Source organism: Actinoallomurus sp. CA-142502 (assembly GCF_050936355.1).
GTDB classification, from domain to species: domain Bacteria; phylum Actinomycetota; class Actinomycetes; order Streptosporangiales; family Streptosporangiaceae; genus Actinoallomurus; species Actinoallomurus iriomotensis.
Genome location: NZ_JBNJMY010000001.1, coordinates 7,254,825 through 7,279,063 on the forward strand (window position 1 = coordinate 7,254,825; position 24,239 = coordinate 7,279,063).

The window sequence follows — 24,239 nt, forward strand, 5'->3', positions numbered from 1 at the left end:
CCCCTTCCTCGTGTGTGACCGTTCATGGGGAGGGCGGGCCGCCGGTGACCGCGTCGCGCAGCGCGCGCAACGCCTCGTCGCGCCGCTCACGGAAGTAGAAATGGCCGCCGGGCAGCAGCCGGACGGTGAGCGGGGCCCGCGTGTGCGCGGCCCAGCCGCGCACACGGGCGGCGCTCGTTTCGCCGGTCCCGGCGAGCGCGGTGATCGGGACGTCGAGGGGCTCGCCCGGACGGTACCGGTACGTCTCCAGCAGTTCGAGGTCGGCCCGATGGCAGGCGAGCGTGTGCGCCAGCAGGTCCGGGTCCGTTCGCAGCTCGGCGGACAACGCGCCCCAGCGCCGCTCGATCTCCGCGAGCAGGCCGGCGTCGGGAAGCGCGTGCAGCGGGAGCCCGGCGCGGGCGATGGGCGGCGCCGGACAGGAGGACAGGACCAGCCGTACCGGCTGTTCGCGGTCTCGCCTCCGCAGCTCCCGTGCCACCTCGAACGCCACCAGCGCGCCGAGGCTGTGGCCGAAGAACACGAACGGCCGGGCGAACCTGATCTCGGTCACCAGCGCCTCGACCAGCGGGGCCATGCGGGTGAAGGGCGGCTCGCCCGACCGCGACGTACGGCCCGGGAGGTGCACACCCCACAGCTGGAGCCCGGGCAGATCATCGGACCAGCGGAGGTACTCCCCGAGCGATCCCCCGGCGTGCGCGAAACAGTAGAGGCCGACGGAAGCGTCCGGGCGCCACCGGCGGCGGACCAGCCAGCGGGCGGTGCCGGAGGACGCCGCCGTCATGGCGTCGGTCCGGCGGCGCCGTCCGCCATGCGCTCGCCGATCAGGGCGGCGAGCTCGGCCGGAGTCGGGGCCTCGAACATCGCTCGCGTGGCGAGGTCCACCGGGAACAGCTCGCGGGCCCGCGCGAGAAGGCGGGCCGCGATCAGCGAGTCGCCGCCCAGGTCGAAGAAGCTCTCGTCCGGCTCGACCTCGGGCAGGTCGAGGATCTCCGCGAACAGCCCGGCGATCACTTCCGGCGTCACCGGGCCGGCCGCGGGACCAGCCGGCTCGGCGGGTCGCTCCGACGGCGGCGGGCCGGCCGGCTCGACGAGGTAGCGCCGTCGCTCGAACGGATACGTGGGAAGGGGCACGCGGGCCGGCCGCCGCCCCTCGTGGACCGCCGCCCAGGAGACGGGGAGACCGGCCAGCCACAGGTGGCCGAGCGCGGACAGCAGGGACCGCTCGTCCGGGGTGGACAGCAGCAGGTGCCGGCCGGTCTCCTGCGGCCGGCGTCGGGCAAGGTCGGCCAGGCGCGCTCCGGTGCCGAGCTCGAGCAGGATCCGCCCGGGACCGCCCAGCAGCCCGGCCAGGGCGTCGTCGCGTTCCTCGCCGACAAGCGCACCCCAGTACGCCGGGTCGGTGACCGGCGCGGAGGACGGTGCGAAGCCCGGCGCAGAGGCCGGTACGGAGGCCGACGCGGAGCCTGGCGCGGAGCTCGGTACGGAGCCCGGCACCGAACCTGGCGCGAGGCCCGGCGCGGAGCCCGGCGCAGAGGCCGGTGCGGGAGCTGGCGCGGAACCCGGTACGGAGCGCGGCGCGGAACCCGGTACGGAGCCCGGCACCGAACTCGGCGCGGAGCCCGGCGCAACAAAGGGGATCGCGGGCTCGCGCGGCCCGATTGCGCGGACGAGCCGGACGAACCGCTCAGGCGGGAGGCGAGGCTCCTCGCCCGCCAGCCGTAGCGCGTCCGCCGCCGGGAAGACGCCGGTCACGGCCGCGGCGACGAGCCTCCCGGTACCCTCGCCCGCCACCGCCGCGGGCCGTACGCCCCACTTCTGCCAGAGTCGCGCCAGTGCGTACGCCTCCGCGAACGCGACGAGCCGTGCGGTCGCCGGGCCGGCGGCTCCCGCGCCGTCGCGGAACACCGCCCGGGCCTTCGGCGGCAGGGGAATCTCGTCGACGGCACGGCGGAACTCCGGCTCGGCGGCGTACAGCCGACTCAGCTCCTCCGGCCGGCCCGGCCCCGCGGAGAGGTCCGGGAACACGAACGTCAGGGGCCGGTCCGGGGCCCCGCCGTCGGAGGTGACGAGGCCGTCCTCCTCGGCGGCCAGCACGCTCAGCGCCTGCGCGTGTCCGGCCACGATCGCGAAGCACCGGTGCGCGTGCTCGCGGCGTCCGGCCTGCAGCGTCCAGGCCACGTCGGCGATCGGCAGCTCCGGGTGGGCGCGCAGGTGAGCGGCGAGCCGCGCGACCGCGGCCGTACGGGCCGCCGGGGTTCGCGCGGAGACGGGCAGGAGCTCGGGACCGCTCGGGCCCGCCGGTCGCGGAGGGGCCGGCGGTTCCTCCAGGACGGCGTGCGCGTTGACCCCGCCCACGCCGAACGAGCTGACGCCCGCGCGCCGGGGAGCGTCCCCGGCCGGCCACTCCTCGGCCCGGGTGGCGACGCGAAAGGGGCTCGCGGCGAAGTCGATCTGCGGATTGGGCGTCGCGAAGTGCAGGCTGGGCGGGATCATGCCGTGCTCCAGGGCCAGCACCGTCTTGATCAGCCCGGCCACGCCCGCGGCGGCGTCCGTGTGCCCGATGTTGGTCTTCACCGATCCGATCCGGCAGTACCCGCGGCGATCGGTGTCCTGCCGGAACGCACGGGTCAGCGCGGCCACCTCCACGGGGTCGCCCAGAGGGGTGGCGGTGCCGTGGGCCTCGACGTAGGTGATGGTCCCGGCGTCCACCCCGGCGGCCCGCTGCGCCGCGCGGATGACGGCGGCCTGCCCGCCGACGCCGGGCGCGGTGTAGCCCATGCGGTCGGCGCCGTCGTTGTTCACCGCCGATCCGCGCAGGACCGCGTGGACGTGGTCGCCGTCGGCCAGCGCCTCCGGGAGACGTCGCAGCACGACGACGCCCGCGCCGTCACCGTCCACCACGCCCTGGGCGGCGGCGTCGAAGGCCCGGCAGACCCCGTCCGGCGCCTGGATCCCCGTGCCGGAGTACCGGTCGAGCCGTACGAGGACCCGCGCGGTGACCCCGCCGGCCAGGGCGAGGTCGCATTCACCGGACAGCAGCGCCCGCGCGGCCAGGTGGACGGCGACGAGCGACGTGGCGCAGGCCGCCTGGACGGTGACGGACGGGCCGCGCAGGCCCAGCTTGTAGGCGACCCTGCTGCTGAGGAAGTCGGCCCCGGTCGCCACCCGGATCTCCAGGTCCGACACCGAGGGCAGGCGGTCGCGCCGGGATCGGAGCATCTCCCCGTAGGAGTTCTCCGTGCTCCCCGCGTACACGCCGATCGCGCCGGGGTGACGGCGGGGATCGTGGCCGGCGTTCTCCAGCGCCTCCACCGCGCATTCGAGGAACAGCCGGTGCTGGGGGTCGATGATCCGCGCCTCGCGGGGTGAGTAGCCGAAGTAGTCGGCGTCGAACCACTCGGGGTGCTCGACCAGGCCGCGCGCCGGGACGTACTCACCCCCGCCGGGCGCCGGCCTGCCGGGCCGGCGGGTGATCGACTCCCGGCCCTCGACCAGGTTCCGCCAGAACGCGGCGGGATCGCCCGCTCCCGGGAAGCGGCACGCCATGCCGATGACGGCGATGGGCCCGTTCCGGTCGTCCTGGCTGGTCACTGGTCTCTCCATCACATGGGCACAGAAAGGCCGGAAACAGGGATCGGAGTGCGCTAATAGAAAAGACAACCACGGCAATAACGGCGACGATAACCAGCCCATTCCGGAGAAGTCAACGCGGGATAATCGAGCAATTCACCGGAATGGCCGGTCGTGTCCCGTCGACGGGACACGACCGGCTCGTACGGCTGCCTTTCTCCATGCCCCGGACGATTCGCACGTCTCAGCCGAGGGTCTTCACCCAGACGAGCCGGTCCGCCGCCGGCCGGTAGCCCAGACCCTCGTTGATGGCGAGCATCGCCGCGTTCGTCGCGTCGTTGCTCGCCCCGACGGTGCGGATCCCCTGGCCGGCGGCCCAGCGGAGGGAGGCTCGCTTCAGTCGCTTGGCGAGACCCCGGCCCCGGTGTTCGCGCAGCGTCCCGGTCAGGTGGGTGGCCGCCACCCGGCGTTCGCGGTCGACGTCGAGCAGGGTGAGTGCCACCGGGCGGTCGCCGGCGAGCGCGACGAAGCCGCCCTCCGGCGCCAGGAGCGGGTCCTGCCGGACGTACCGCTCCCAGATATCGGGCGGGAGCCCGGCCGCCTCCATCTCGGTGGGCGCGTCGCTGTCGACGAGCGTGTACAGGCGGTACAGCTCCCGGCCTCCATCCGGGAGGGCGGCGAGCGGAACCAGCCGGTACCCGTCCGGCCCGTCATCCTCGTCCCCGAGGGTGCATGGGAGGTCGAGCACGCTCGTACGGTCCGTCCGCGCGAGTGTGTAACCGTGCCCCGCCGGCAGGTCGCCGAGCGACCAGGTGCGCAGCACGCGCGCTCCCCGGGACACCGCCCACTCCTCGGCCGCGTCGAGCAGTTCGCCCGCCAGGTCGTTCCGGCCCGCGGGTCCGCCACCGCTCGCCCAGACCCGGTACGAGTCGCCGGCCCCGGCGACGAGCGCGCGTTCGGCCTGCGCCCAGCCGACCACCCGCTCCCCCTCCACCGCGACGAGCCACCGGCAGTCCCCGCCGAGGACCTCGTGGCGGTGCAGGAGCCGCGCCGGGGTGACCAGTTCGTCCACGGGCAGGAGCGGCCGCAGCAGCGCGGCCGCCGCGTCGGCGTCGCCGGCGCGGAACTCGCGGATCGTCACCGGGCCGCCCGCCTCTCCCGCGGCGGGGCTCACCTCGGCTCCGGCGTGCCGAGGTGACGCGCGGCGAACCCGATCTGCGTCTCGACCTTGCGGATGACGTCGCCGGTCACGTGCGCTCCGTGGCCGAAGTCGAGGCGGAGCACCTCGTGGGGCTTGCCGAGTTCCTCCAGCCGGGTCAGGTAGTTCTCGATCTGACGGATGGGGCAGCGCGGGTCGTTGGCCGCCGCCAGGATGAGGAGCGGTACCTTCACCCGCTCGACGTACGTCAGCGGGGACCGCTCGCGGTACAGCTCCGGAAGCTCCTCCGGAGAGCCGCCGAACAGCGCGTTGTCGAGCATCTTCAGCGCGTCCATCTCGTCGGCGTAGGCGGCCTCGTAGTCCGCCACCGGCGCGTCGGCGATGGCCAGGCTCCAGCGGTCGGGTTCCAGACCGGCTCCGAGCAGCGCCAGGTAGCCGCCCCACGAGTGCCCCACGAGCAGGAGGCGCGCCGGGTCGGCAGTCCCCTCCTTCACCAGCAGGTCGCGTACGGCACCGATGTCCTCCAACTCGCCGAATCCCGGGTTGCCGATGATGGCGTCCCGCCAGGCACCGCCGTACCCGTCGCTGCCGCGGTAGTTGACGAGGGCGACCGCGAAGCCGTGGTCCACCCACGCCTGGACCCGCGGGTTGAAGGCGTCCGCGTGGTGGGCGATGGGGCCGCCGTGGATCAGGAACACCGTGGGATGGGGGCCGGGTCCGGGCGGCTCGGCGACGAAGGCGTGCAGGTCGTCGAGCCACAGGTCCCGGTAGGGCACGCCGTCCGGGCCGGGGCCCTCTTCCGGGCTCAGCAGCAGCCGGGAACCGGAGTACACGCCGGGCGGGGTGCGGCTGTCGCTCCACTCGTAGCAGAGCGCCCCGTCGGTGCGCACCCGGGCGTCGGTGACCGTGCCCGTGGGGACGTCCAGGCGGACGCAGGCGCCGGACTGGAGGTCGTAGCGGAACAGTTCCGTCCGGGCGCGGTACCCGTGCAGGAGCAGCACCGAACGGGCGTCCGGGTACCAGCCCAGACACGAGACCTCCCCCGGCAGGTCGAGGTCGAGCCCGTCGACGGCGCCGGTGAGCGGCGTCCACACCGCGGGCCGGAGGGTGCCCAGGACATCGCGTGTGATCAGCAGGCGGTAGTCGCCGGCGAGCGGCGACCAGGCGCCCGCGCGGAGCGCGACGCCCGGCTCGCTCGGCAGCTCGCCCCGGGTCCGGCCGTCCAGGTCGAGGACGCGCAGCCCCATGTGCATCGCGTTCCCGTCCTCGGAGTGCCGGATCGCGAAGAAGCGCTCCTCGCGGTCGAGCGTCTCCAGCATGGCGTGCCGCCGGTGCCGGTACAGGGACCGGGGCGCGCCGTCCCTGGGCAGCAGCGAGATCGTCGTGCCGTCGTCGTCCGAGGAGCCGATCAGCGCGAACCGGCGCGCGAGCACCAGGCCGGCATGGTAGGCGGGGCCGAGGGAGCGACTCGCGCGGGTGCGCGACGAGCCGTCGAACGACTCGATCATCCAGCGCCCGCGTTCGTCGCCGCCCGTGTCGTCGAACCACCAGATCCGGCCTCCGCCCGGATCGATGGCGAACAACGTCGTCCCGCCGGGGCGGTCGGTCACCTGGCGACGTACGCCGGTGGACCGGTCCCACGCGTAGACCTCCCACGTGCCGGACTCGTTCGAGCCGTAGACGAGCCGGTCGGGATGGTCGCGGGCCCAGCGGGGGAAGCCCAGCCGGGGCGCGGCCAGCCGCCGTCTCCACGGCGCGGCCTCGGGTGGAAGATGATCTTTTTCATCGTGCATTGCTGTTCTCCGGGGAACTAGTCGGTACCCGACAGGGCTTCTGTCCTCTCGGGGGCGGACGGCGCCGGCGGCCGGTCGAGCCTCCGGCCGCGGACCAGCCGCACGAGCAGCACGGCCGCGAGTACGACCACGCTGAGGGTCTCCGCCACCCAGACCCCGACCACGCCGCCATCCAGCCAGAACACGAGGAGGAGCGTCATCGGCACGAGCAGTGCCCACCGGCCGACGATGATCGTCAGGGACGGGATCCGCACGTCCCCGACCGCCGACAGGCTCGCCTGCGCGACGGTCATCACCGCGCGCGGGACCATGCTGAGCGCGATGACGACGAAGACACCGGCCGTGACAGCGGCGGCTCCGGCGTCCGGCGACAGCAACCCGCTGATCCCGCCGCGGAACGCCCACAGGACGATCCCGATCACGCCCGCCAGGCCGCATCCGACCGTCATCGCGACCCAGTGCTGGCGCGTCGCGCGTGCCCGGGACCCGGCCCCGACGTACTTGCCCACCAGCGACGAGCCCGCCGAGCCGAGGACCTCCAGGCCGCGCTGCGGGAGCAGCAGCACCTGGCTCGCGACCGCGTGCGCCGCCGCCGCCTCCGGGCCCAACCGGGCGGCGACGACCGACAGGATCAGGTAGCTGCCGTTGTTGAAGACCTGCGCGGCCCCCAGGGGCACGCCGAGGGCGAGGAGCCTGCGCAGGAGGTCGGCACGGACCGGGCGCCGGCCGAACCGCACCGGGTAACGCCGCCGGGAGGGGCCGAGCAGGCAGGCGCCGAGTGCGACCGCCGCCCCACCGACCTGGGCCAGGGCGTACGCCCAGGCGATGCCCTTCAGGCCCAGCGCCGGCATGCCGAACGCGCCCAGGCCGAGCGTGTAGCTCAGCAGGCACTGCACGGCGCTGGACCCGACGCCGATCAGGATGTTGGGCCGCGTGTCGTGGATCCCGGTCAGGAACTTGTTCACGCACAGGATGAGCAGGAAGAACGGCCCGGACAGCAGCCTGATCGAGATGTAGGACGCGGTGAGCGCTCCGACCCGGGGGCCGGCGAGCCCGGCGAGCTGCGGCCGGGCGAGCGGGACGGCCAGAGCGACCAGGATCAGGAACGCCCCGCTCGCCAGCGCGATCAGGACGCCCTGCACCAGGGTCTCGCCGCACTCGCGCGTCTGCCCGGCCCCCGCGTACTGCGACACCATGGGCACGATGCCGTTGGTGACGCCGGCGAAGAAGAAGACCGCCAGCGACGACAGCATCGCGCCGAGGCCGACGGCGGCCTGGGCGTCGACCCCCACCCGCCCGGCGACGTACACGTCGAACAGGCCGGCGAAGATCATCGCGGCGTTGGCCAGCGCGAGTGGGCCGCTCAGCACGATGAGCGCCCGCGCCATGGCCGTACGCGACGGCTCCGCCCCGGCCTCCTCCGTCGAGCCCATCAGTCGTCGAGGCGGTAGCCGAACCTGACCGCCACCGGCTCGACGATCTCCCACAGCGCCCGGCGCTTCTCCTCCGGCCAGTCGTGCCACTTGCCCACGCGGTCGTCGTCGATCGAGGAACGGTCGGCGATGCCACGGAAACCGAACCCGGGATCGTGGTCGGCGACGAAGACCTTCTCCAGCACCGCCGGGTCGAAGTCCTCGCCGAGGAACCGGAACATCCGCTCCACCGCCTCCTCCGGCCGCGTCACCAGGTCCTCATAGCGCGTCCACTGGGCGCGCTCGGGGATGCAGGCCGCCATCGTGAGGAGGTGCTCGTTGACGTCGTGCCAGTACTTGGCCGCGGCGTACTCGCCCGCGCCGTACCGGTGGACGTACTCGATGAGGTACGGGTCGTCGTGGCCGCCGAAGAACTCGGTGTACATCATGTCCTTCAGCGAGGGAATGACGTCGAGCGGATGGCGGACCGGCAGGACGAACAGTGCCTGCTGCAGGAACAACCCGTCGACGAACTCCGCGACGCGGTGGTAGTTCGGCGTCTTGTCGGCCCATCTCCGCTTGTTCTTCGACTCCGCGTAGTCGTCGAGGAAGCTCCGCGCCATCTCGTGCAGCCGGAGCAGGATCGCCAGCGGGTCGGCGCCCATGCCGAGCAGCCCCGGCACGGCCTTCGGGTAACGGAAGAACTCCGGCAGCGCCGCCAGGTACTTCGACTCGGGCGGACAGGCGATGTCGGGATGGGTGTCGAGGATGTAGCGCACGAGCGTCGTGCCCGAGCGATGACAGCCGATGACGAAGATTCCCATCTTCCGCCGCGCGTCGGCCGCCGGACCGTCAGTGGACTCCACCATCGATGAGCTCATCTCGTTCACCGGAACCTTTCGTCGCTGGGAAACACCCGTAGTGCCGTCTCGTTGACCGTCGGCGGCGGAAGGCCGCGGGCGAGCGCGTCCTCGTACACCCCCAGGTAGTGGGCGACGGCCTCCGGAAGATGCGTGTGCGTGCCGAACTCCAGCGCGTGGAAGCGCTCGGCGATCCGCTCGACGTCGGCGATCGACCGGCCGGCCTCGGCCCGGAGCCGGGAGAGCGCCTGCAGATGGCCGCGGAGGATGCGGCCGCGGCCGCTTCCGTTCGGCCGCAGGCCCTCGGACAGCAGCACGACGGCCACCGAGACCATGTCGGCCAGCCTGATGTCCGCGGGCGTGCGCACGGGCACCGCCGCCCCCGCCGAGGAGGCCTGGATCGGATGGTCCAGCCCGTACGCGCGGGAGAGGATCGTGCCCACGCCGAAGGCCAGTTCCACCGCCACCGGGACGCCGTCGCGGTGGATGAGGATGAGGTTGCCGACGTCGCGGAGTCCCCACCGGGGGTGGTCGATCGCGAAGTTGACGTTCCGCCCGGCGTACCCCTCCATGCCGAACCGGTGCCGGTAGCGGTGCTCCTCGTAACCGTCGATCTCGATCGCCGGGCCTCCGGGAATGCCCCGGACCACCGCGACCAGGTCGGGGTCCAGGGAGGAGGCGCGGATGACGACCTGGCCGGGGTCGACGGGAAGCCGGTCGCGGAACAACTCCCAGGCGTGGACGGCGATCTCGGGAAGACGACCCGCCGGGCTGAGCGTGCCCAGCGCCACGAAGTACGACGCCCAGTCCAGCGGGGCTCCGTCGGCCACGGCCCGCAGGTTGCGCGTACGCACCGCGCGCTGGATGAGGAAGACGCCGGGATCGGGGACGCCCTCGGTGAGGAGTGGCTTGAGCACGCTGATGGTCGAGCCGACGAAACGGACCGAGGAGTCGATCCGCGACGTCACCGGCACCGGCGCGTGGGGCCGGTAGCCGTGTCCGGCGAAGTGCTCGCGGAACGCGCTGACGACCCGGGCGGACCGGCCGGGCACGTCGTCCAGCACTCCCGGCGTCTCGTGAACCTCCGTCCGTTCACTCATGAGACGTCCCGCCGTAGGAGGCGGGGAGCCGGGACTCGGTCGGCAGGTTCCGCGTGCCGTACCGGCCGGCGTAGGGCACGATCTCCCCCGCGTTCGTCCAGAACGACACCTGGCCGATGCGCATCCGGGGATAGATCCGGATCGGCCGCGCGCAGACGAGTTCCAGCGTCCACTGGTGGCAGGAGGCCGTGTGCCCGAGGTTGGCCGACACCTGGAGGAACAGGCCCAGCCGACCGATCGAACTGCGCCCGATGAGCGACATCGCGAACTGCTGGCTGCCGATCACCTCCAGCGTGTGGCCGAGATAGAGGCGCTGCGGCCTCAGGACGTAGCCTTCATCGGGGATCGTGATGGTGCGGTAGCGGTGGTGGTTCCGCTCGTCGGTCGACTCGAACACCTTCAGGTAGGGCCCCAGCCGGTAGTTGCAGCTGTTCGGGTTGATGCTCTCCGGGCTGAACGGCTCGAAGGTGATCGCGCCGCGCGCCCGCTGACGCCGTATCTCGCTTCCGGTCAGGATCATCGGTCCGCCTGGAAGTCCCGGTGGGCCAGGGACGGCATCGGCCCGAGGCTGCCGGCGTACTTGCCGTCGTACAGTTCGATCTCGCCGCGCGGCTGCCAGAAGGTGACCTGCGCGATCCTCATGTACGGGTACAGCCGGACCGGCAGGGTCGCGTACAGCTGCAGCGTCGAGCGCCCGTAGCTCCCGATGTCGATCAGGTCCGCGGTCACGTGCACGAACAATCCGAGCCGCGCCGTGCTCGACCGGGCGTGGATCAACGGCACGTAGTGGTCGCTGCCCACCATCTCCAGGGTCTCGCCGAGGACGAAGTCGTTGCGGCGCATCGGGTAGCCGTCCGGCGGGATCTCGATGATCTCGTGGCTGTTGTCCTGCCGGGGGTCCAGGACGTCGCAGGTGTACCGGAGGATCCGGGTGCCGAGCCGAAGGTCGTGCGAGTTCGTGGTCAGGCCGGTCTCGTCGAAGTGCGAGATCTTGATCCGCCCAGACTCGTACTGTCTCCTGATCTCCTGTCCGGTCAGAATCATGCGTCTCTCCCTGGCGGTAGATGTGTCGGCGCGGGGGTCACGATCTCGCCGCCGTCCTCCCGGCGAGCGCGTCCCGGGCGCGTTCCACCAGGTCCGACATCCGGGGGTCCGTGGCGGCGATCTCGGTGAGGATGCTCGTGTAGGCGGCCAGCGCCCGGCGGGCGTGCTCTTCGTCGATCTGGTCGGTGTTGTAGAGCAGGACGGCCTCGAACTCCCCGTCCCGCTCCGCGACGTTCATGACGTAGCGGTTCTTGCTCTGCGGTGAGATCGGTGAGTCGATGACCTCCACACTCAGCCCGGGCAGCCCGGGGGTCGCGGTCGGCCCGTTGAGCAGGATGAACTTGGCCACCGGGCTCCGGTAGAGGTCCCGGACCCCGATCAGCGATGCGGCGACCGAGGCGAACGGGACGTCCTGCCGGGCGAACGCGTGCAGGCAGACCTCACGGACCCGGCCCAGCACCTGCGACCAGCGCGGATCGCCGCCCAGGTCGGTGCGCAGGAGCACCGGGTTGACCGTGTAGCCGACCATTCGCTCGATCTGCCAGTGCCCGCGGTTCGCCATCGGCGACTCGACGCAGACGTCGGTCGAGCCGCTCTCCGCCGACAGGAGGATCTGGTAGGCCGCCAGCAGGGCCATGAACGGCGTGACGTTGGCCCCGGCCCAGTCGCTCCGCAGTTTCGCCGACGTCTCGCCGGCCAGACTGGCCCGTACCGTCCGGGCACGGTAGGTGGGCGGGTCCGGCGGGTTCCGGTCGGCCGGCGGGTCGGAGTCGAACGCGACGCCGTCGAGGACCCGGCGCCAGTCGGCCACGCCGTCCTCCAGCGCGCCGCCCGACAGGCGCCGGCGCTGCCAGCTCGCGAAGTCGGCGTACTGGACGGCCGGTTCGGGAAGGCCGTGGCTCGTTCCCTCGGCGAACGCCCGGTACAGCTCGGCGAACTCGGCCGCCAGGACCGCGTCGGTCCAGTCGTCCATCACGACGTGGTGGAAGGTGACGATCAGCACGTGCTCCCCGGGGCTCAGGGCGAGGAGACGCGCCCGGAGCATGGGGAGGCCGTCGAGCGTCATCGGCGTCGACGTCTCGCCCGCGATGGCCTCCCGCACGGCGTCCTCGCGTGCCGCGCGGTCGAGGATCCCGAGATCCGTACGGGTGAGCGGCACCCGCGCCGACTCCCGGATACGCGGCACGGGGCGTCCGCCGCGGCTCTCGTACGTGGTGCGGAGCACCTCGTGCCGCTCGACCAGGGCGTCAAAGGCGCGCCGCAGCGCGGACTCGTCGAGGTCGCCGCGCAGCCGTAGCGGGATGACGCAGTTGAAGAAGGTGCCGCCGGGTTGCAGCCGGTCGAGGTTCCAGATTCGTTCCTGCCCGAAGGACAGCGGCAGGTCGCCGTCGCGGGAGACGGCTTCCAGCTCCGTATCCCGCCGGCGGGCCGACGTGTCGCCCAGACCGGCGCGGCGGGTGAACCCGGCCACCGTGGGCGCCTCGAAGAGCAGGCGTACGGGGAGGTCGAGACCGGTGTCGGCACGCAGGCGGGACATCACCTGCATCGCGGCCAGCGAGTGCCCGCCGAGCTCGAAGAAGTTCGCCTCGGCCGGCAGCCGGTCACGGCCGAGCACCTCGGCCCAGATGTCCGCGACGAGGCGTTCGGCCGCGGTCGCCGGGCGGGTGCCGCCGGACGGCCAGGGTGCCGGACGGAGCCGGCGCAGCGCCGCGCGGTCCACCTTCCCCGACGGGCCGACGGGCAGTTCGTCCAGGGCGACGACGACCGCCGGGACCATGTGCGGCGGCAACCGGCCGGCGGCGAAGGCCGTGATCCGTTCGGCGACGCCGTCACGGTCGTCCGCCCCGACCGCCACGTAGGCCGTGAGCCGGGACCCGGTGTCGTCCGGGAGGACGGCGGCGCCCCGTACGACGGGATGGCCGCGGAGGACCGACTCGATCTCCCCGGGCTCGACGCGGAAGCCGCGGACCTTGAGCTGGGAGTCGGTCCGGCCGAGGTACTCCAGCGCCCCGTCCGGCCGCCACCGCGCCAGGTCGCCGGTGCGGTACCGGCGCGTGCCCGGGTCGGGACCGCCGCTGAAGACGGTGCCGGTCAGCGCCGGTTCGCCCAGGTAGCCCAGCGACACCGTCGGCCCGGTCACGTGCAGCTCGCCCGTCATCCCGACACCAACCGGCCGGCCGTCCCGGTCCAGGACCCGCACCCCCACCCCCGCGAGGGGCCGCCCGATCGGCCGGGCCGCCCGGCCGGCGTCCCCCGGGGTCAGCTCGCACGCCGTCACGCAGACGGTCGTCTCGGCCGGGCCGTAGGTGTTGAGCAGCCGGATCCCGGCGAACGACGACCGGTGCCAGGCGGCGAGGCAGTCCGCCTGGACGGCCTCGCCGCCGATGACGACCAGCCGCAGCCCGGGCGGCGGCGTGGCGTCGCCGGCCGTCAGCGCGAGTTCGTGCCAGAACGCGGTGGGCAGGTCGAGGACGGTGATCCCGGCCGCCGCGCAGCGTTCGAAGAAGCCGTGGGCCGAACGGAGCATCTCCTCGTCCCGCAGGACGAGCGTCGCTCCCGAGGTCAGCGCGCCGAAGATCTCCTCGACGCTGGCGTCGAACGCCCATGAGGCGAACTGCAGGAGACGGTCGCCCGGTCCCAGCCGGTAGAGGTCCGCGATGCCGCCGAGGAACGCCGCCAGGGCGGCGTGCTGGACGGCGACGCACTTGGGCCGCCCGGTGGAGCCGGAGGTGAGGATCACGTACGCCGGGTCGCGGGCTGACAGCGGGACGTTCGGCCGGTCGCCGGGCTCGTCGTGCGCCGTGGGATCGGCGATGTCGAGCCACACCGGTCCGCGCCCCTCCTCGGTCAGCGCCCGCCCCAGTTCGCCGCCGGAGACCAGCACCGCGGCCTCGGTGTCGGCCAGGGCCCTGCGGAGCAGGGTCGCCGGGTACGCGGGGTCGAGCGGCAGGTAGGCCGCGCCGGCCTTGAGGACGCCCATCATGGCCGTGATCCCACGTACCGAGCGGTCCGCCTCCAGGCCGACGACCGCACCCGGCGTGACGCCGGCGGCCCGCAGCCGCCGGGCGAACAGATTCGCGGTCCGGTCGAGCTCGGCGTAGGTGAGGGACTCCTCCCCGCCGACGACCGCGACCGCGTCCGGCGTACGGTCGACCTGCTCCTCGAAGGCGTCGACCACCGAGGCCGGTACGTGCCCGGCCACGGCGGGTCCCCGGCTCCAGGCGTCGAGGAGCTCGCGTTCGGACGCGTCCAGGAGGTCCAGCCGGCCCGGTTCCAGGCCGGGCCGCTCGAGCGCCGAGCGCAGGAGGGCGGCGAAGTGGCCGGCGAGCCGGTCGGCGGTCGCGGGCTCGAACAGGTCGGCGTCGTACTCGATCGCGCACGAGAGCCCGCCACCCGCCTCGACCACCAGCAGGGAGACGTCGAACTGGGCGCTGCGCGCGTCCACGGGGAACGGTTCCACGGCCAGGTCGCCCAGTTGCAGGCGCACGCCTTCCCGGTTGCCGAGGACCAGCTCGCCGAGATCGGCGAACGGACCCTGCCGGAGATGCGGCCGCTCCAGCACGAGGGACGTCTGCACCAGTGGGGACCGGCTCGGGTCCCGCTCGGGACACAGCGCCCCCACGATCCTGGAGAACGGGACATGCTGGTGTTCCAGGGCGCCGAGGACGGCCGCGCGAACCTCGTCGACGAGCGCGGCGAAGCCCGGCGAACCCGCCGGGGCGACGCGGATCGGCAGTAGGTTCACGAAGTACCCCACGACGGACTCGTACGCGGCGTTCGGCCGGCCGGCGGAGGGCATGCCCACCAGCACCTCGTCCTGCCCCGCGTGCCGGGTCAGCACGGTCGCCCAGGCCGCGAGCAGGACCGTGTAGAGCGTCGTGCCCGCCTCACTCGTGAAGTCCCGCAGCCGCTCGGCCACCGTCGCGTCGATCTCGAAGCGGTGAAGCCGTCCGCGGAACCGCTGCACCGGCGGGCGAGGCGCGTCGAGGGGGAGCTCCAGCACGGGCGGCGCGGCACCGATCTCCCGCCGGAAGTACTCCAGCGCCTCATCGGCCGCGGAGGTCCGCAGGAAACGCTCCTGCCAGCGCACGAAATGCCGGTAGCCGACGGCCTCCTCCCGGGCATCGGGCTCGTGACCGGCCGCGAACTCCGAGTACGCCTCGGCCAGCTCCCGTACGACCACCACCAGCGACCACAGGTCGATGACCAGGTGGTGGACCACGACGACGAGCACCGCGTCGTCGTCCGCGCGGGTGAACAGCCGCGCCCGGACCAGCGGACCGCGGCCGAGGTCGAAGGGCCGGCGGATCTCCTCCTCGACGCGTTCCAGGAGCGCTTCGCCGTCCATCCCCCGGACGTCGACCGGCATGAGCGTGTCGTCCGGCTCCGCGGCCACCGCCACCGGGCCGTCCTCCCGGAGGCGCACGGCGGTCCGCAGGACAGGGTGGCGGTCGACGATGAGGTCCATCGCGCGGCGGAGCGCGCCCGGGTCGAGGCGCGAGCGGATCCGGACGGCGCACGGCACGTTGTACGCGGCGCTCCCGGGGGCGAGCCGGTGCAGGAACCACAGGGCCGCCTGCCCCTCCGACAGCGGGCTCTCCTTCGCGGTCCCGGCCGCCTCGGCGAGCGGCTCCTCGCCGGCGGCCACGGGCGTCAGCCCGCCGGTGAGCTCGCGGATCGAGGCCTCGCCGAGCAGCTCGGTCACGCGCCTGCGGACGCCGAAGACGCGCTCGACGGTGTGCGCGACCGTGGTGGCGCCGAGGGAGTCCAGACCGAGCGAGCGCATCGGGGCGTCCGGGTCCACCTCGCCCGCCGCGATCCCGATCTGCCCCGCGACCAGCGCGCGGACGAACTCGGCCGGGTCGGACGCGTCCGCCCCCGGCGCGGCGTCCGGTCCCTCGTTCGAACCCGCGGCGCTCCAGGTCCACAGCGCCGGCAGCCGGCCTTCGAGGAAGAGCGCACGGCACTCCCGCCGGCGGACCTTGCCGCTGGAGGTCTTGGGCACCGCGCGCGGAGGGACGAGCGCGATCGCGTGCACGGCGACGCCGTGCGCCTCGGCGACGGCGGCCCGGATCGTCTTGCCGATGACGGCCGGGAGCACGTCCGTCCCGTCGGCCACGGCCCAGACGACGACGAGACGTTCCTCACCGTCGGCCTCCACCGAGAACGCGGCGCCGTCCCCGCGACGCAGGGCGTCGTGCGCGCTCTCCACGGTCTCCTCGATGTCCTGCGGGTAGTGGTTGCGGCCGCGGATGATGAGCAGGTCCTTCAGCCGGCCGCGGACGAACAGCTCGCCGTCCTCCGTCAGGTAGCCCAGGTCTCCGGTGCGGAGCATGCGCGTCCCCGGCCGCGACGGGTGCGGAGCGAACGTCCGCGCGGTCTCCTCGGGCCGGTTCCAGTACCCGGCGGCGACGCTCGGCCCGCTGACGCACACCTCACCGAGCTCCCCCGGACCGCGCACCCGGTCGCCGGCCGGATCGACGACGAACACCTCCTGGCCTCCCACGGCCCGGCCACAGCCCACGAGTCGCGAACCGTCCTCCGCCTCGCGCACCGTGACCGGCCGGCCGACCTCCTTCGCGGTCACCAGAAGGGTCGCCTCGGCCAGCCCGTAGCAGGGCAGGAACGTCTCGGGGCGGAACCCCGACGGCGCGAACGCGCGGGCGAACCGGTCCAGCGAGTCCCCACGCACGGTGTCGGAGCCGTTGAACGCCACCCGCCACGAACGCAGGTCGATGCGCGCTCGCTCCTCCGGCTCGCTCTTGCGCACGCACAGCTCATAGGCGAAGTTCGGGCCGCCGCTGTGCGTCGCCTCCCAGTGCCCGATCGCCTCCAGCCAGCGCAACGGCCGTTCGAGCATGGCGGGCGGCGACATGAGGACGGCGGACGAGCCGGCGAACAGCGGAGCCAGGATTCCGCCGATGAGTCCCATGTCGTGGTACGGCGGCAGCCAGATGACCGCGTGGGTCCGCGGTTCGAGGCGGAAGTGGTCGCGGATCAGGCCCAGGTTGTGCAGCAGGGTGCCGTGAGTGAGCATGACCCCCTTGGGGTCGGCGGTGGAGCCGGAGGTGTACTGCAGCAGGGCCAGGTGGTCGGAGCCGGTCCCCGGTTCGCGCCAGTCCACGGCTCGGGAGTCGTCCACCTCGTCGGTCGCGATCCAGGTGAAGCCCGCGAGTTCCGGGGCCATGTCGGCCGCCGACGAGAGTTCGGCGAAGTCGCGGGTCGTCAGGACGGTCGTCGCCCCGGCGTCGCGAAGGATCCGGAGCAGGCGCGGCATCGCGCGGCCCGCGTGACCGACGGGCGGGTAGACCGGCACCGCCACGACACCGGCGAACAGGCAGCCGAAGAACGCCGTGACGTAGTCGATGCCCGGCGGATACAGCAGGAGGGCGGTCCGCCCGCCGGCACCCGCCTCGATCAACGCGGCCGCGACCGCCCGCGCCCGGATCTCGAGCTCTCCGGTGGAGAGCGAATCCGCTCGCGCGTCGGTCCGGCCGTCGGGCAGAAAGTGATAGGTCAGGAAATCGGAATCGGCCTCGGCACGTGCGCGTACCAGATCGATGAGAGTTCGCAAAATCAGACCCTACCTTACGCCGTCTTACGGAAACAAAAGTGGGCTTGCGCGCCCTCGATCGGGGGCTTGGCGGCATAGCCTGTCGATCAGAATGAAGATTTGTCAAGGCGAATCCGAGTTGACTCGCGTTTCTCCGCGAAGTTAGTGTCGAGAGACTTGGCCATGGCACCATAAGCGCTTGACATTCTGCCGTCCAATGCACTTCTAATCGCTCTGCGCCGATCGAAAACAGCCGATCGAACACAAAGGCCGAGCCGACCGGAAGGCAGTCTCCGTTGCCCTCTTCAACCAGCATGTTGGAATGCTCTGACGTCGCACTTCACGCGGGCTTCGCACGCAGCGCGGCGCGCCGGCCGCAGGCCGTCGCGGTGGAACACGGCGAACGTCGTCTCACCTATCGCGAGCTGGATCGGATGGCCAATCGCGTGGCGCACCGCCTGCTGCGGCTCGGCGTGACGGCCGACACTCGCGTGGCCATCGCACTGGAGCGCTCACCCGAGGCGATCGCCGCCATTATCGGAGTGCTCAAATCCGGCGCGGCCTATGTGCCGCTCGACCCGCGCTTTCCGGCCAAATGGACGCAGGAGGTGTTGGCGGACACTTCGGCCAGGGCGCTGGTCACAAGCCGGGAGTCGACGGGCGTACCGCCGGTGGAGCTACCGAGACTTTACGCCGACGGAGGCTTCTTCGAAGCGCGGAATGAACCGGAAACGGAACCGCGGATCGGCGTCTCAGCGCATGATCTAGCCTACGTGATCTATACCTCCGGGTCCACGGGACGGCCGAAAGGCGTGGCGCTCCCGCACGCCGCGGCGGCCAATTACGTGGCCGGCGCCATTGACACTTATGAGCTCACCCCGGCGGACCGTTGTCTCCAGTTCGCCTCGCTCGCCTTCGACGCGAGCGTGGAGGAGGTGTTCACCTGCCTGGGTGCGGGCGGCCGCCTGGTGTGCCGGCCCCCCGGACCGCCGGACTCGGTGGCAGCCTTTCTCACCCACTGCGACCGGGCCGGCGTCACCGTGCTCGACCTGCCCACCGCCTTCTGGCACGCACTCGTGGCGACCTGCCGCGAGGAGGGGCTGGCGCTGCCGCCGTCGCTCCGCCAGGTCATCGTCGGCGGAGAGCGCCTCCGCCCCGAACTGCTCTCGCCCTGGCACGCTCTGGCGGGCGGCCGGGTGCGGCTCTGGAACAGCTACGGGCCGACCGAGACCGCCGTCTGCGTCACCGCCGGCGTCGTCGATCCGGTCTCGGTGGACGGTGAGGCGTCGATCGGGCGGCCCCTGCCCGGCGTCGAGCTCCACGTGCTCGACGAACACGGCGAGCCCGCGCCCGTCGGCGAACTCCACGTCGGCGGCGTCCAGCTCGCGCGGGGCTACCTGGGCCGCGCGGAGGAGACCGCGCGGGCGTTCGTGCCGAACCGGTTCGGCGACGGCCGCCTGTACCGCACCGGCGACCTCGTCGCGTGGCGCGCGGACGGGAGCCTGGAGTACCGCGGCCGGATCGACGGGCAGCTGAAGATCCGCGGGTTCCGCGTCGAACCGGGACAGATCGAGGCCGAGCTCCTGGCCCATCCCGGCGTCCGGGAGGCGTTCGCGACCGTCCTCGACGAAGACGCGCGACGGCTGGTCGCCTACGTGGGCGGCGTCGCGGACGGCCTGACGCCGGAGGCGCTTCGCGGGCGGCTGCGGGCGAACCTGCCGCGGCACATGGTGCCCGCGGCCGTCGTCATCCTGCCCTCGCTGCCCCGCAACACGGCGGGCAAGGTCGACCGCCGGGCGCTGCCGGTCCCGCCTTCCGCCACCGGCGACGGCGGCCCCATGACCGCGTCGCAGGCGGCCGTGGCCGAGATCTGGACCGAGGTCCTGGGGGTCGGGGGGATCGGCCCGCACGATGACTTCTTCGCGCTGGGCGGGCACTCCCTGCTCGCCATGCAGGTCGTGTCGCGGCTGCGCCGCCGGCTCGGCCGCGAGGTCTCGCTGCGCGCGCTGTTCGACGCGCGTACGCCCGCGACCCTCGCCGGCCACCTGGAGACGCTCGGCGAGCAGGAAGCGTCGGCGCCGGACCGGCCCCTCCGGCCCTCTGCGCCGGACCGGCTCCCGCCGCTGTCCTACGGGCAGGAGCGGCTCTGGGAGATCGACCGCAGGCAGCCGGGAGGCAGCTTCTTCAACTGCGTCGGCCCGCTCCGCATCACCGGGCCGCTCGACCCGGCGGCCCTGCGGTCCGCCCTGGACGCCCTCGTCTCCCGCCACGAGGTCCTCCGGACCGCGTTCCGCGAGGAGGACGGTGCGCCCGTACCGGTGATCGCACCGGACGTCCGGGTGCCGTGGGAGACGACGGACGTCAGCGGCCTGGGCCGCGAGGAGGCGGAAGAGGCGGTGCGCGAGGCCATCGCCGCCGAGGCGTCCCGGCCCTTCCCCCTCGTGAAGCCGCCGATGGTCCGGGCCGTCCTGCTCACGGTCGGACCGCGGGAGCACGTCCTCATCCTCACCTTCCACCACATCGTGATCGACGACTGGAGTGACGCCGTGCTGACGGCGGACGTCGCGGAGCTCTACGCGGCCCACGCCGGCGGGCGCGCGCCGCGGCTGCCGAAGCCGGCCATCCAGCACTCCGACTTCGCTCGCTGGCAGCGCGACCGGCTCTCGGGCGACACGCTCTCCGAACGGCTGGGCTGGTGGCGCGAACGGCTGGCCGGGCTCGACCTGCGGTCCGACCCCCCGCCCGACGTACTCCCGCCGGACGAACCGACCTTCGCGGCCGGGGCCGCCCGGCGCACCCTCTCCCCCGGCCTGCGCCGCGACCTGCGCGAGCTGTGCCTGAACCACGGGCTCACCCCCTACATGGCGCTGCTGGCCGGCTTCGCGGTCCTGCTCCACGCCGAGAGCGGCTCCACGGACGTCTGCGTCGAATCGCCGATGGCCAACCGGTCCCACTGGGAGACCGAGGGTCTCGTCGGCTACCTCGTCAACCCGGTCCTGCTCCGCCTCGACCTGTCCGGGGAGCCCTCCCTGCGGGCGCTGCTCGCCCGGGTCCGCGACACCTGCCTGGGCGCGTTCGCCCATCAGGACGTCCCCTTCGGCCTGGTCGTGGACGAGCTGGCACACGTACGCGACCTCTACCGCAGGCCGACGGCCAAGTTCATCCTCGAGACCGGCCCCGGGACCGTGCTCCGGCTGCCGGGCCTGGAGGTGGAACCGCTGGAGGTGGCCCGCCCGCCGCAGCTGAAGAACCCGTACCAGCTCACGGTGACGGAGAGCGCGGACGGGCTCGACGTCACCCTGGCCTTCAACACCGACCTCATCAGCGCCCCGCGCGCGGAACGAGCCCTCGCGTCGTACGAGCGGCTCCTCGAACTGATGACGGCGGGCGAGGAACACCGGGAGCGCCCCCTTTCCGGCCTCCTCCACCGGCTGCACGAGACGAGGACGGCCTGATGCTGCGATCGCTTCTCCCCGACGTCCCACCCGTACGCCTCGAGGCGTACGCGGAGTTCTTCGCCTCCGCCGCCGACATCGCCCGCGTACACGCCGACGAGGACGGCCGGGCGCTGGGCGAGCGCGCCCTCCCCCGGCCCCTGCGCGAGAAGGTCGACGTCACACTCAGGCGCTGCGGGTATCCGGGCTCGCGGCACGGGCGGCCGATGAACGTCTCGGGGCTCCGGACCGTCACCGCCCACTGGGACGTGGCCGTCCGCACCGCGATCGCGCTGCGGCGCCGCTACCTGGAGCGGGCCGGTATCGAGCGGCTGCCGTGGGTGCACGTCTGGCTCTTCGGGCGCACGCTCACCGCCGTTCCCGCGTTCCTCGTCCGCCGGTCGGAGGGCCGTGCCCGTACCGTGCCGAATGAGGTATCCGCCCTGTTCAAGCCCGCGATCGGCCTGTACATGACGGCCGAACGGGCGCTGCTCGGCGGCATCGACCCGCTGGCCGTGCCGACACCGTCGGAGTTCATCGCGGTGACCGAGGACTCGGGGGCCTTCCTGTCGGAGGACGCCGCCTGTTCCGGGCCGCCCCACCTGGTCCGTGAATGGGCCGAGGCCGTGTTGAACGGCGCGGGAACGGACGGCGGCGGGGAGATGACGCCGGTCGACGCGGAGCCGCTGCTCGACTACGGCGACGCGATCTCCCGCATGGAGCTGCTGAAGGTCCGCTACTTCCTGGAGACCCGGATACAGCTCCAGCGGTTCGCCCGCTCTCTCGCGCCGGTTCCCGGCGAGCCGGGGGCCGCGCCGATGGCGGCCAAGGGATTCACCCTGGACGCCGGCGAGTTGGAGGCGTTCGCCCGGCTCGTGGCGATGCTGGGCGACGCGCTCGGCCTCACGGCGCCGGCGCGGGCGGCCACGGCCGCGGAGGCGGTGACCGCCCAGGCCGCGTGGGCGGCGCTGTTCACCGAACGGCAGGCGGAGGTGGACCGGACGCTCGGCCGGGCGCCGGCGCGGGAGTCCCCGCTCGCGCCGGCCGACCTGGCGCGCATGGCGGCCTATGTGGACGCCACCTGGGACTCGGCGGGCCGGGCCGCGATCTACGACCTCGCGGCCCGGCTTCGGACGGCTGACGAAGCGGAAACGGAGACGACGTGAAAGTCGACCATGTGACGTCGATGGCCGAGGTGCCGGCGGACTCGGCGATATTCGACGGCTCCCATCTCTACAGCGGCCACGCGTGGCTGTCGTTCTGCGAGCGCCACGACTACTCCAGGCCGCACCACCTGGTCGGGCGGGACGACCAGGGACGGATCCTGGGGATGTTGCCCGCGTACGAGATCAGCAAGGAGGGCCATCCGCGGTACCGCCCGGGTGAGGCCCTCGCCGGGACGCTGCCGGAGTCCGCCCACCCGGACTCGCGCTGGTTCCCCGGGCTGGTGCTCGGCGCGCGCACCGGCAACCGGAACGGCCTGCTCGACGGCACCGGCCCGGCGGCCGAGCGGACGCGAGTGCTGGGCGGCCTCCTCGACGAGGCGCTCGCGCTCGCGCGGGAGCAGGAAAGACGCGCGCTCTGGTACCTCTACCTCGACGCCGCCGAGGCCTCGCGGCTGCGGGCGGCGTGGCCGCGCGCGATGCCGCACTTCATCGACTTCGAACTGGTCATCCCGGTGCCGGAGTCCTACGAGGCCTACCTCGCCCGCCTCAACAAACTCCAGCGGCGCAACGTCGGACGCGAGAGGAAGGCGTTCGCCGAGAGCTCCCCCGAACTCGTCCGCGTCCCCTACGACGAGGACATTTGCCCGGCCATCGCCCCGCTCCTGGCCAAGCTGCAGGCCAAGCACGGCATGCCGCGGACCGTCGAGTGGCTCACCGAGCGACTGCGCCGGCAGGCGGTCGCGATGGCCGGGGCGGGCGAGGTGATCCTGCTGCGGCGCGACGGCCGGCTGGTGGCCTTCGTGCTGATGCTCCGCCACGGCACCGGCCTGTACTGCATATCGGTGGGCATCGACTACGAACTGGCCGCCCGCAACGACTATTTCAACATCACCTATTACGAGCCGCTGAAGGTGGCCCTGGAAAAAGGCCTCACCAGCATGCACGTGGGAATGGGAACGGCCGAGGCGAAACTGCGCCGCGGCGCGGTCCCCGTTCCATTGTGGGGCCTGACCGAAACGCTGGGGCCCGCCGCCGACATCCGGCGGGAGGAGGTCGATCACCGCAACGGCCGCCGGCTCGCCGAGGCACGGGAGTGGTGTGCCGCCCGAGTTCAGCAACCCATCGACGACCTGCTGTGGCGGACGCCGGACGCCGCCACCTCCGACGCCGCCGATCCGGCGGTGAGGACGTCACCGGCAACAGGAGGCAAATCATGATCAAGGAAGTACTCGGCATCGAGCGCATCCGCATGCTTTATCTTCAGCTGCTCTACCGCTGCAACTTCGACTGCATCTTCTGCTATCACGGAGAACGGCTGAAATGGCGGGACGGTTACACGCTCGCCGAGGCCAAGAATCTGCTCCACCTGCTGCGTACCGAATACGACCTGCAGGCCATCACCCTCCTGGGCGGCGAGCCGTTCGTCTACAAGAACCTGGCGGAGGTGCTCCGGTACGCCAAGGAGGATCTGGACCTCACGATCGACATCTGCACGAACGCCTACCGGATCGAGAAGCAGCTCCGGCAGTCCGGCCGGCACATCGACCTGCTACGCGTGTCGTTGGACGGCATGCGGGAGCTGAACGACCGGCTGCGCCGAGAGGGGAGCTTCGCCTCCGCGATGCGAGGTCTGGAGCTCGCCCGCGAGCTGGGTGTGACCACCAGCGGCACCATGACGGTGAACTCCTGGAACGTCGACGACGTCGTCCCCCTGGCCTACCGGCTGCAGGAGGCCGGCGTGAGCCGGCTCAACCTGCACAGCGTCCGCGTGGTGGGGAACGCCGAGGAGCATCCCGAGCTGGCGCTCGACGCGCCCTCCTTCACGCGGATCCACGAGGTGCTGGAGACGCTCAGGAACGCCGCCGACCTCCGGATCGAGCTGCGGCTCGACCCGGACCTGGAGACGGGGACCGTCGAGGGCGACAAGTCGTGTGAGATACCGATCGAAGGGGATCGGCTCGACCGGATCGAGGCCGACCCGCGCGGCGGGCTCAGTTGCTCCTGCTTCGCGGTCGGCAACGACCGGAACGCGTTCTGGTACGACAAGGCCGCGAACCGGATCGAGTACCGGCCCACGGACCAGGACGAGGTCGCCGCGTACCTCTCGGCGAAGGCGTAGCCCCGGTGACCGGTCATGGGACTCGCGCC

At 72.7% G+C, this 24,239-nt stretch carries 14 protein-coding genes; 4 read left to right on the forward strand and 10 right to left on the reverse strand.

Translation table 11 applies throughout. The features are described 5' to 3' along the window. Positions 1-22 precede the first annotated feature (22 nt). The 10 genes from ACQEV1_RS34190 to ACQEV1_RS34235 all read right to left on the reverse strand — a co-directional run bounded on the left by ACQEV1_RS34190 (position 23) and on the right by ACQEV1_RS34235 (position 17,512). Positions 23-781 (reverse strand): thioesterase II family protein, encoded by a 759-nt coding sequence (locus ACQEV1_RS34190; RefSeq protein WP_433399348.1) that lies wholly within the window; start codon positions 779-781, stop codon positions 23-25. Then, positions 778-3,591, reverse strand: a complete 2,814-nt coding sequence (locus tag ACQEV1_RS34195) for a type I polyketide synthase (protein WP_433399351.1) — start codon at positions 3,589-3,591, stop codon at positions 778-780. Before ACQEV1_RS34195 ends, ACQEV1_RS34190 begins: the two co-directional genes overlap by 4 nt. 223 nt (positions 3,592-3,814) lie before the next feature. Then, the gene (locus tag ACQEV1_RS34200) at positions 3,815-4,744 is read right to left on the reverse strand and encodes a GNAT family N-acetyltransferase (RefSeq protein WP_433399353.1); all 930 of its coding nucleotides are present in this window, start codon (positions 4,742-4,744) and stop codon (positions 3,815-3,817) included. After that, a complete protein-coding gene (locus ACQEV1_RS34205; protein ID WP_433399356.1) occupies positions 4,741-6,522 on the reverse strand; it encodes a S9 family peptidase in 1,782 nt (593 codons plus the stop codon). Before ACQEV1_RS34205 ends, ACQEV1_RS34200 begins: the two co-directional genes overlap by 4 nt. A 17-nt stretch (positions 6,523-6,539) precedes the next feature. Next, positions 6,540-7,955, reverse strand: a complete 1,416-nt coding sequence (locus ACQEV1_RS34210; RefSeq protein WP_433399359.1) for an MATE family efflux transporter — start codon at positions 7,953-7,955, stop codon at positions 6,540-6,542. Continuing rightward, positions 7,955-8,803 (reverse strand): sulfotransferase family protein, encoded by an 849-nt coding sequence (locus ACQEV1_RS34215; RefSeq protein WP_433399362.1) that lies wholly within the window; start codon positions 8,801-8,803, stop codon positions 7,955-7,957. Before ACQEV1_RS34215 ends, ACQEV1_RS34210 begins: the two co-directional genes overlap by 1 nt. 17 nt (positions 8,804-8,820) lie before the next feature. After that, complete coding sequence (locus ACQEV1_RS34220; protein WP_433399365.1) at positions 8,821-9,894, reverse strand: hypothetical protein; 1,074 nt, start codon at positions 9,892-9,894, stop codon at positions 8,821-8,823. Beyond that, positions 9,887-10,414, reverse strand: coding sequence for a dCTP deaminase (locus ACQEV1_RS34225; RefSeq protein ID WP_433399368.1), 528 nt, complete (start codon positions 10,412-10,414; stop codon positions 9,887-9,889). The genes ACQEV1_RS34220 and ACQEV1_RS34225 overlap by 8 nt, the downstream gene beginning before the upstream one ends. After that, positions 10,411-10,938, reverse strand: coding sequence for a dCTP deaminase (gene dcd / locus ACQEV1_RS34230; protein ID WP_433399371.1), 528 nt, complete (start codon positions 10,936-10,938; stop codon positions 10,411-10,413). The genes ACQEV1_RS34225 and dcd overlap by 4 nt, the downstream gene beginning before the upstream one ends. 37 nt (positions 10,939-10,975) lie before the next feature. Further along, positions 10,976-17,512 carry an amino acid adenylation domain-containing protein gene (locus ACQEV1_RS34235; protein ID WP_433399373.1) on the reverse strand — a complete coding sequence of 2,179 codons (6,537 nt, stop codon included), beginning with the start codon at positions 17,510-17,512 and terminating at the stop codon, positions 10,976-10,978. Between the two features lie 293 nt (positions 17,513-17,805). Here ACQEV1_RS34235 and ACQEV1_RS34240 point away from each other — a divergent pair, with 293 nt between their 5' ends. Genes ACQEV1_RS34240 through ACQEV1_RS34255 form a run of 4 tightly spaced genes read left to right on the forward strand, consistent with a single transcriptional unit; the run spans position 17,806 to position 24,210 of the window. After that, a complete protein-coding gene (locus tag ACQEV1_RS34240) occupies positions 17,806-20,946 on the forward strand; it encodes an amino acid adenylation domain-containing protein (RefSeq protein ID WP_433399376.1) in 3,141 nt (1,046 codons plus the stop codon). Then, positions 20,946-22,091, forward strand: coding sequence for a hypothetical protein (locus tag ACQEV1_RS34245; RefSeq protein ID WP_433399379.1), 1,146 nt, complete (start codon positions 20,946-20,948; stop codon positions 22,089-22,091). Before ACQEV1_RS34240 ends, ACQEV1_RS34245 begins: the two co-directional genes overlap by 1 nt. Further along, a complete protein-coding gene (locus tag ACQEV1_RS34250; protein WP_433399382.1) occupies positions 22,088-23,308 on the forward strand; it encodes a GNAT family N-acetyltransferase in 1,221 nt (406 codons plus the stop codon). The genes ACQEV1_RS34245 and ACQEV1_RS34250 overlap by 4 nt, the downstream gene beginning before the upstream one ends. Next, complete coding sequence (locus tag ACQEV1_RS34255) at positions 23,305-24,210, forward strand: radical SAM protein (protein ID WP_433399385.1); 906 nt, start codon at positions 23,305-23,307, stop codon at positions 24,208-24,210. The genes ACQEV1_RS34250 and ACQEV1_RS34255 overlap by 4 nt, the downstream gene beginning before the upstream one ends. The last annotated feature ends 29 nt before the right edge of the window (positions 24,211-24,239 follow it).

Excerpts from the sequence above, each read along its gene's own strand:
- ACQEV1_RS34240 (WP_433399376.1), top strand. The coding sequence starts at position 17,806 with ATGTTGGAATGCTCTGACGTCGCACTTCACGCGGGCTTCGCACGCAGC.
- ACQEV1_RS34225 (WP_433399368.1), bottom strand. The coding sequence starts at position 10,414 with ATGATCCTGACCGGAAGCGAGATACGGCGTCAGCGGGCGCGCGGCGCG.
- ACQEV1_RS34245 (WP_433399379.1), top strand. The coding sequence starts at position 20,946 with ATGCTGCGATCGCTTCTCCCCGACGTCCCACCCGTACGCCTCGAGGCG.
- ACQEV1_RS34210 (WP_433399359.1), bottom strand. The coding sequence starts at position 7,955 with ATGGGCTCGACGGAGGAGGCCGGGGCGGAGCCGTCGCGTACGGCCATG.
- ACQEV1_RS34205 (WP_433399356.1), bottom strand. The coding sequence starts at position 6,522 with ATGCACGATGAAAAAGATCATCTTCCACCCGAGGCCGCGCCGTGGAGA.
- dcd (WP_433399371.1), bottom strand. The coding sequence starts at position 10,938 with ATGATTCTGACCGGACAGGAGATCAGGAGACAGTACGAGTCTGGGCGG.
- ACQEV1_RS34215 (WP_433399362.1), bottom strand. The coding sequence starts at position 8,803 with ATGGTGGAGTCCACTGACGGTCCGGCGGCCGACGCGCGGCGGAAGATG.
- ACQEV1_RS34190 (WP_433399348.1), bottom strand. The coding sequence starts at position 781 with ATGACGGCGGCGTCCTCCGGCACCGCCCGCTGGCTGGTCCGCCGCCGG.
- ACQEV1_RS34220 (WP_433399365.1), bottom strand. The coding sequence starts at position 9,894 with ATGAGTGAACGGACGGAGGTTCACGAGACGCCGGGAGTGCTGGACGAC.
- ACQEV1_RS34255 (WP_433399385.1), top strand. The coding sequence starts at position 23,305 with ATGATCAAGGAAGTACTCGGCATCGAGCGCATCCGCATGCTTTATCTT.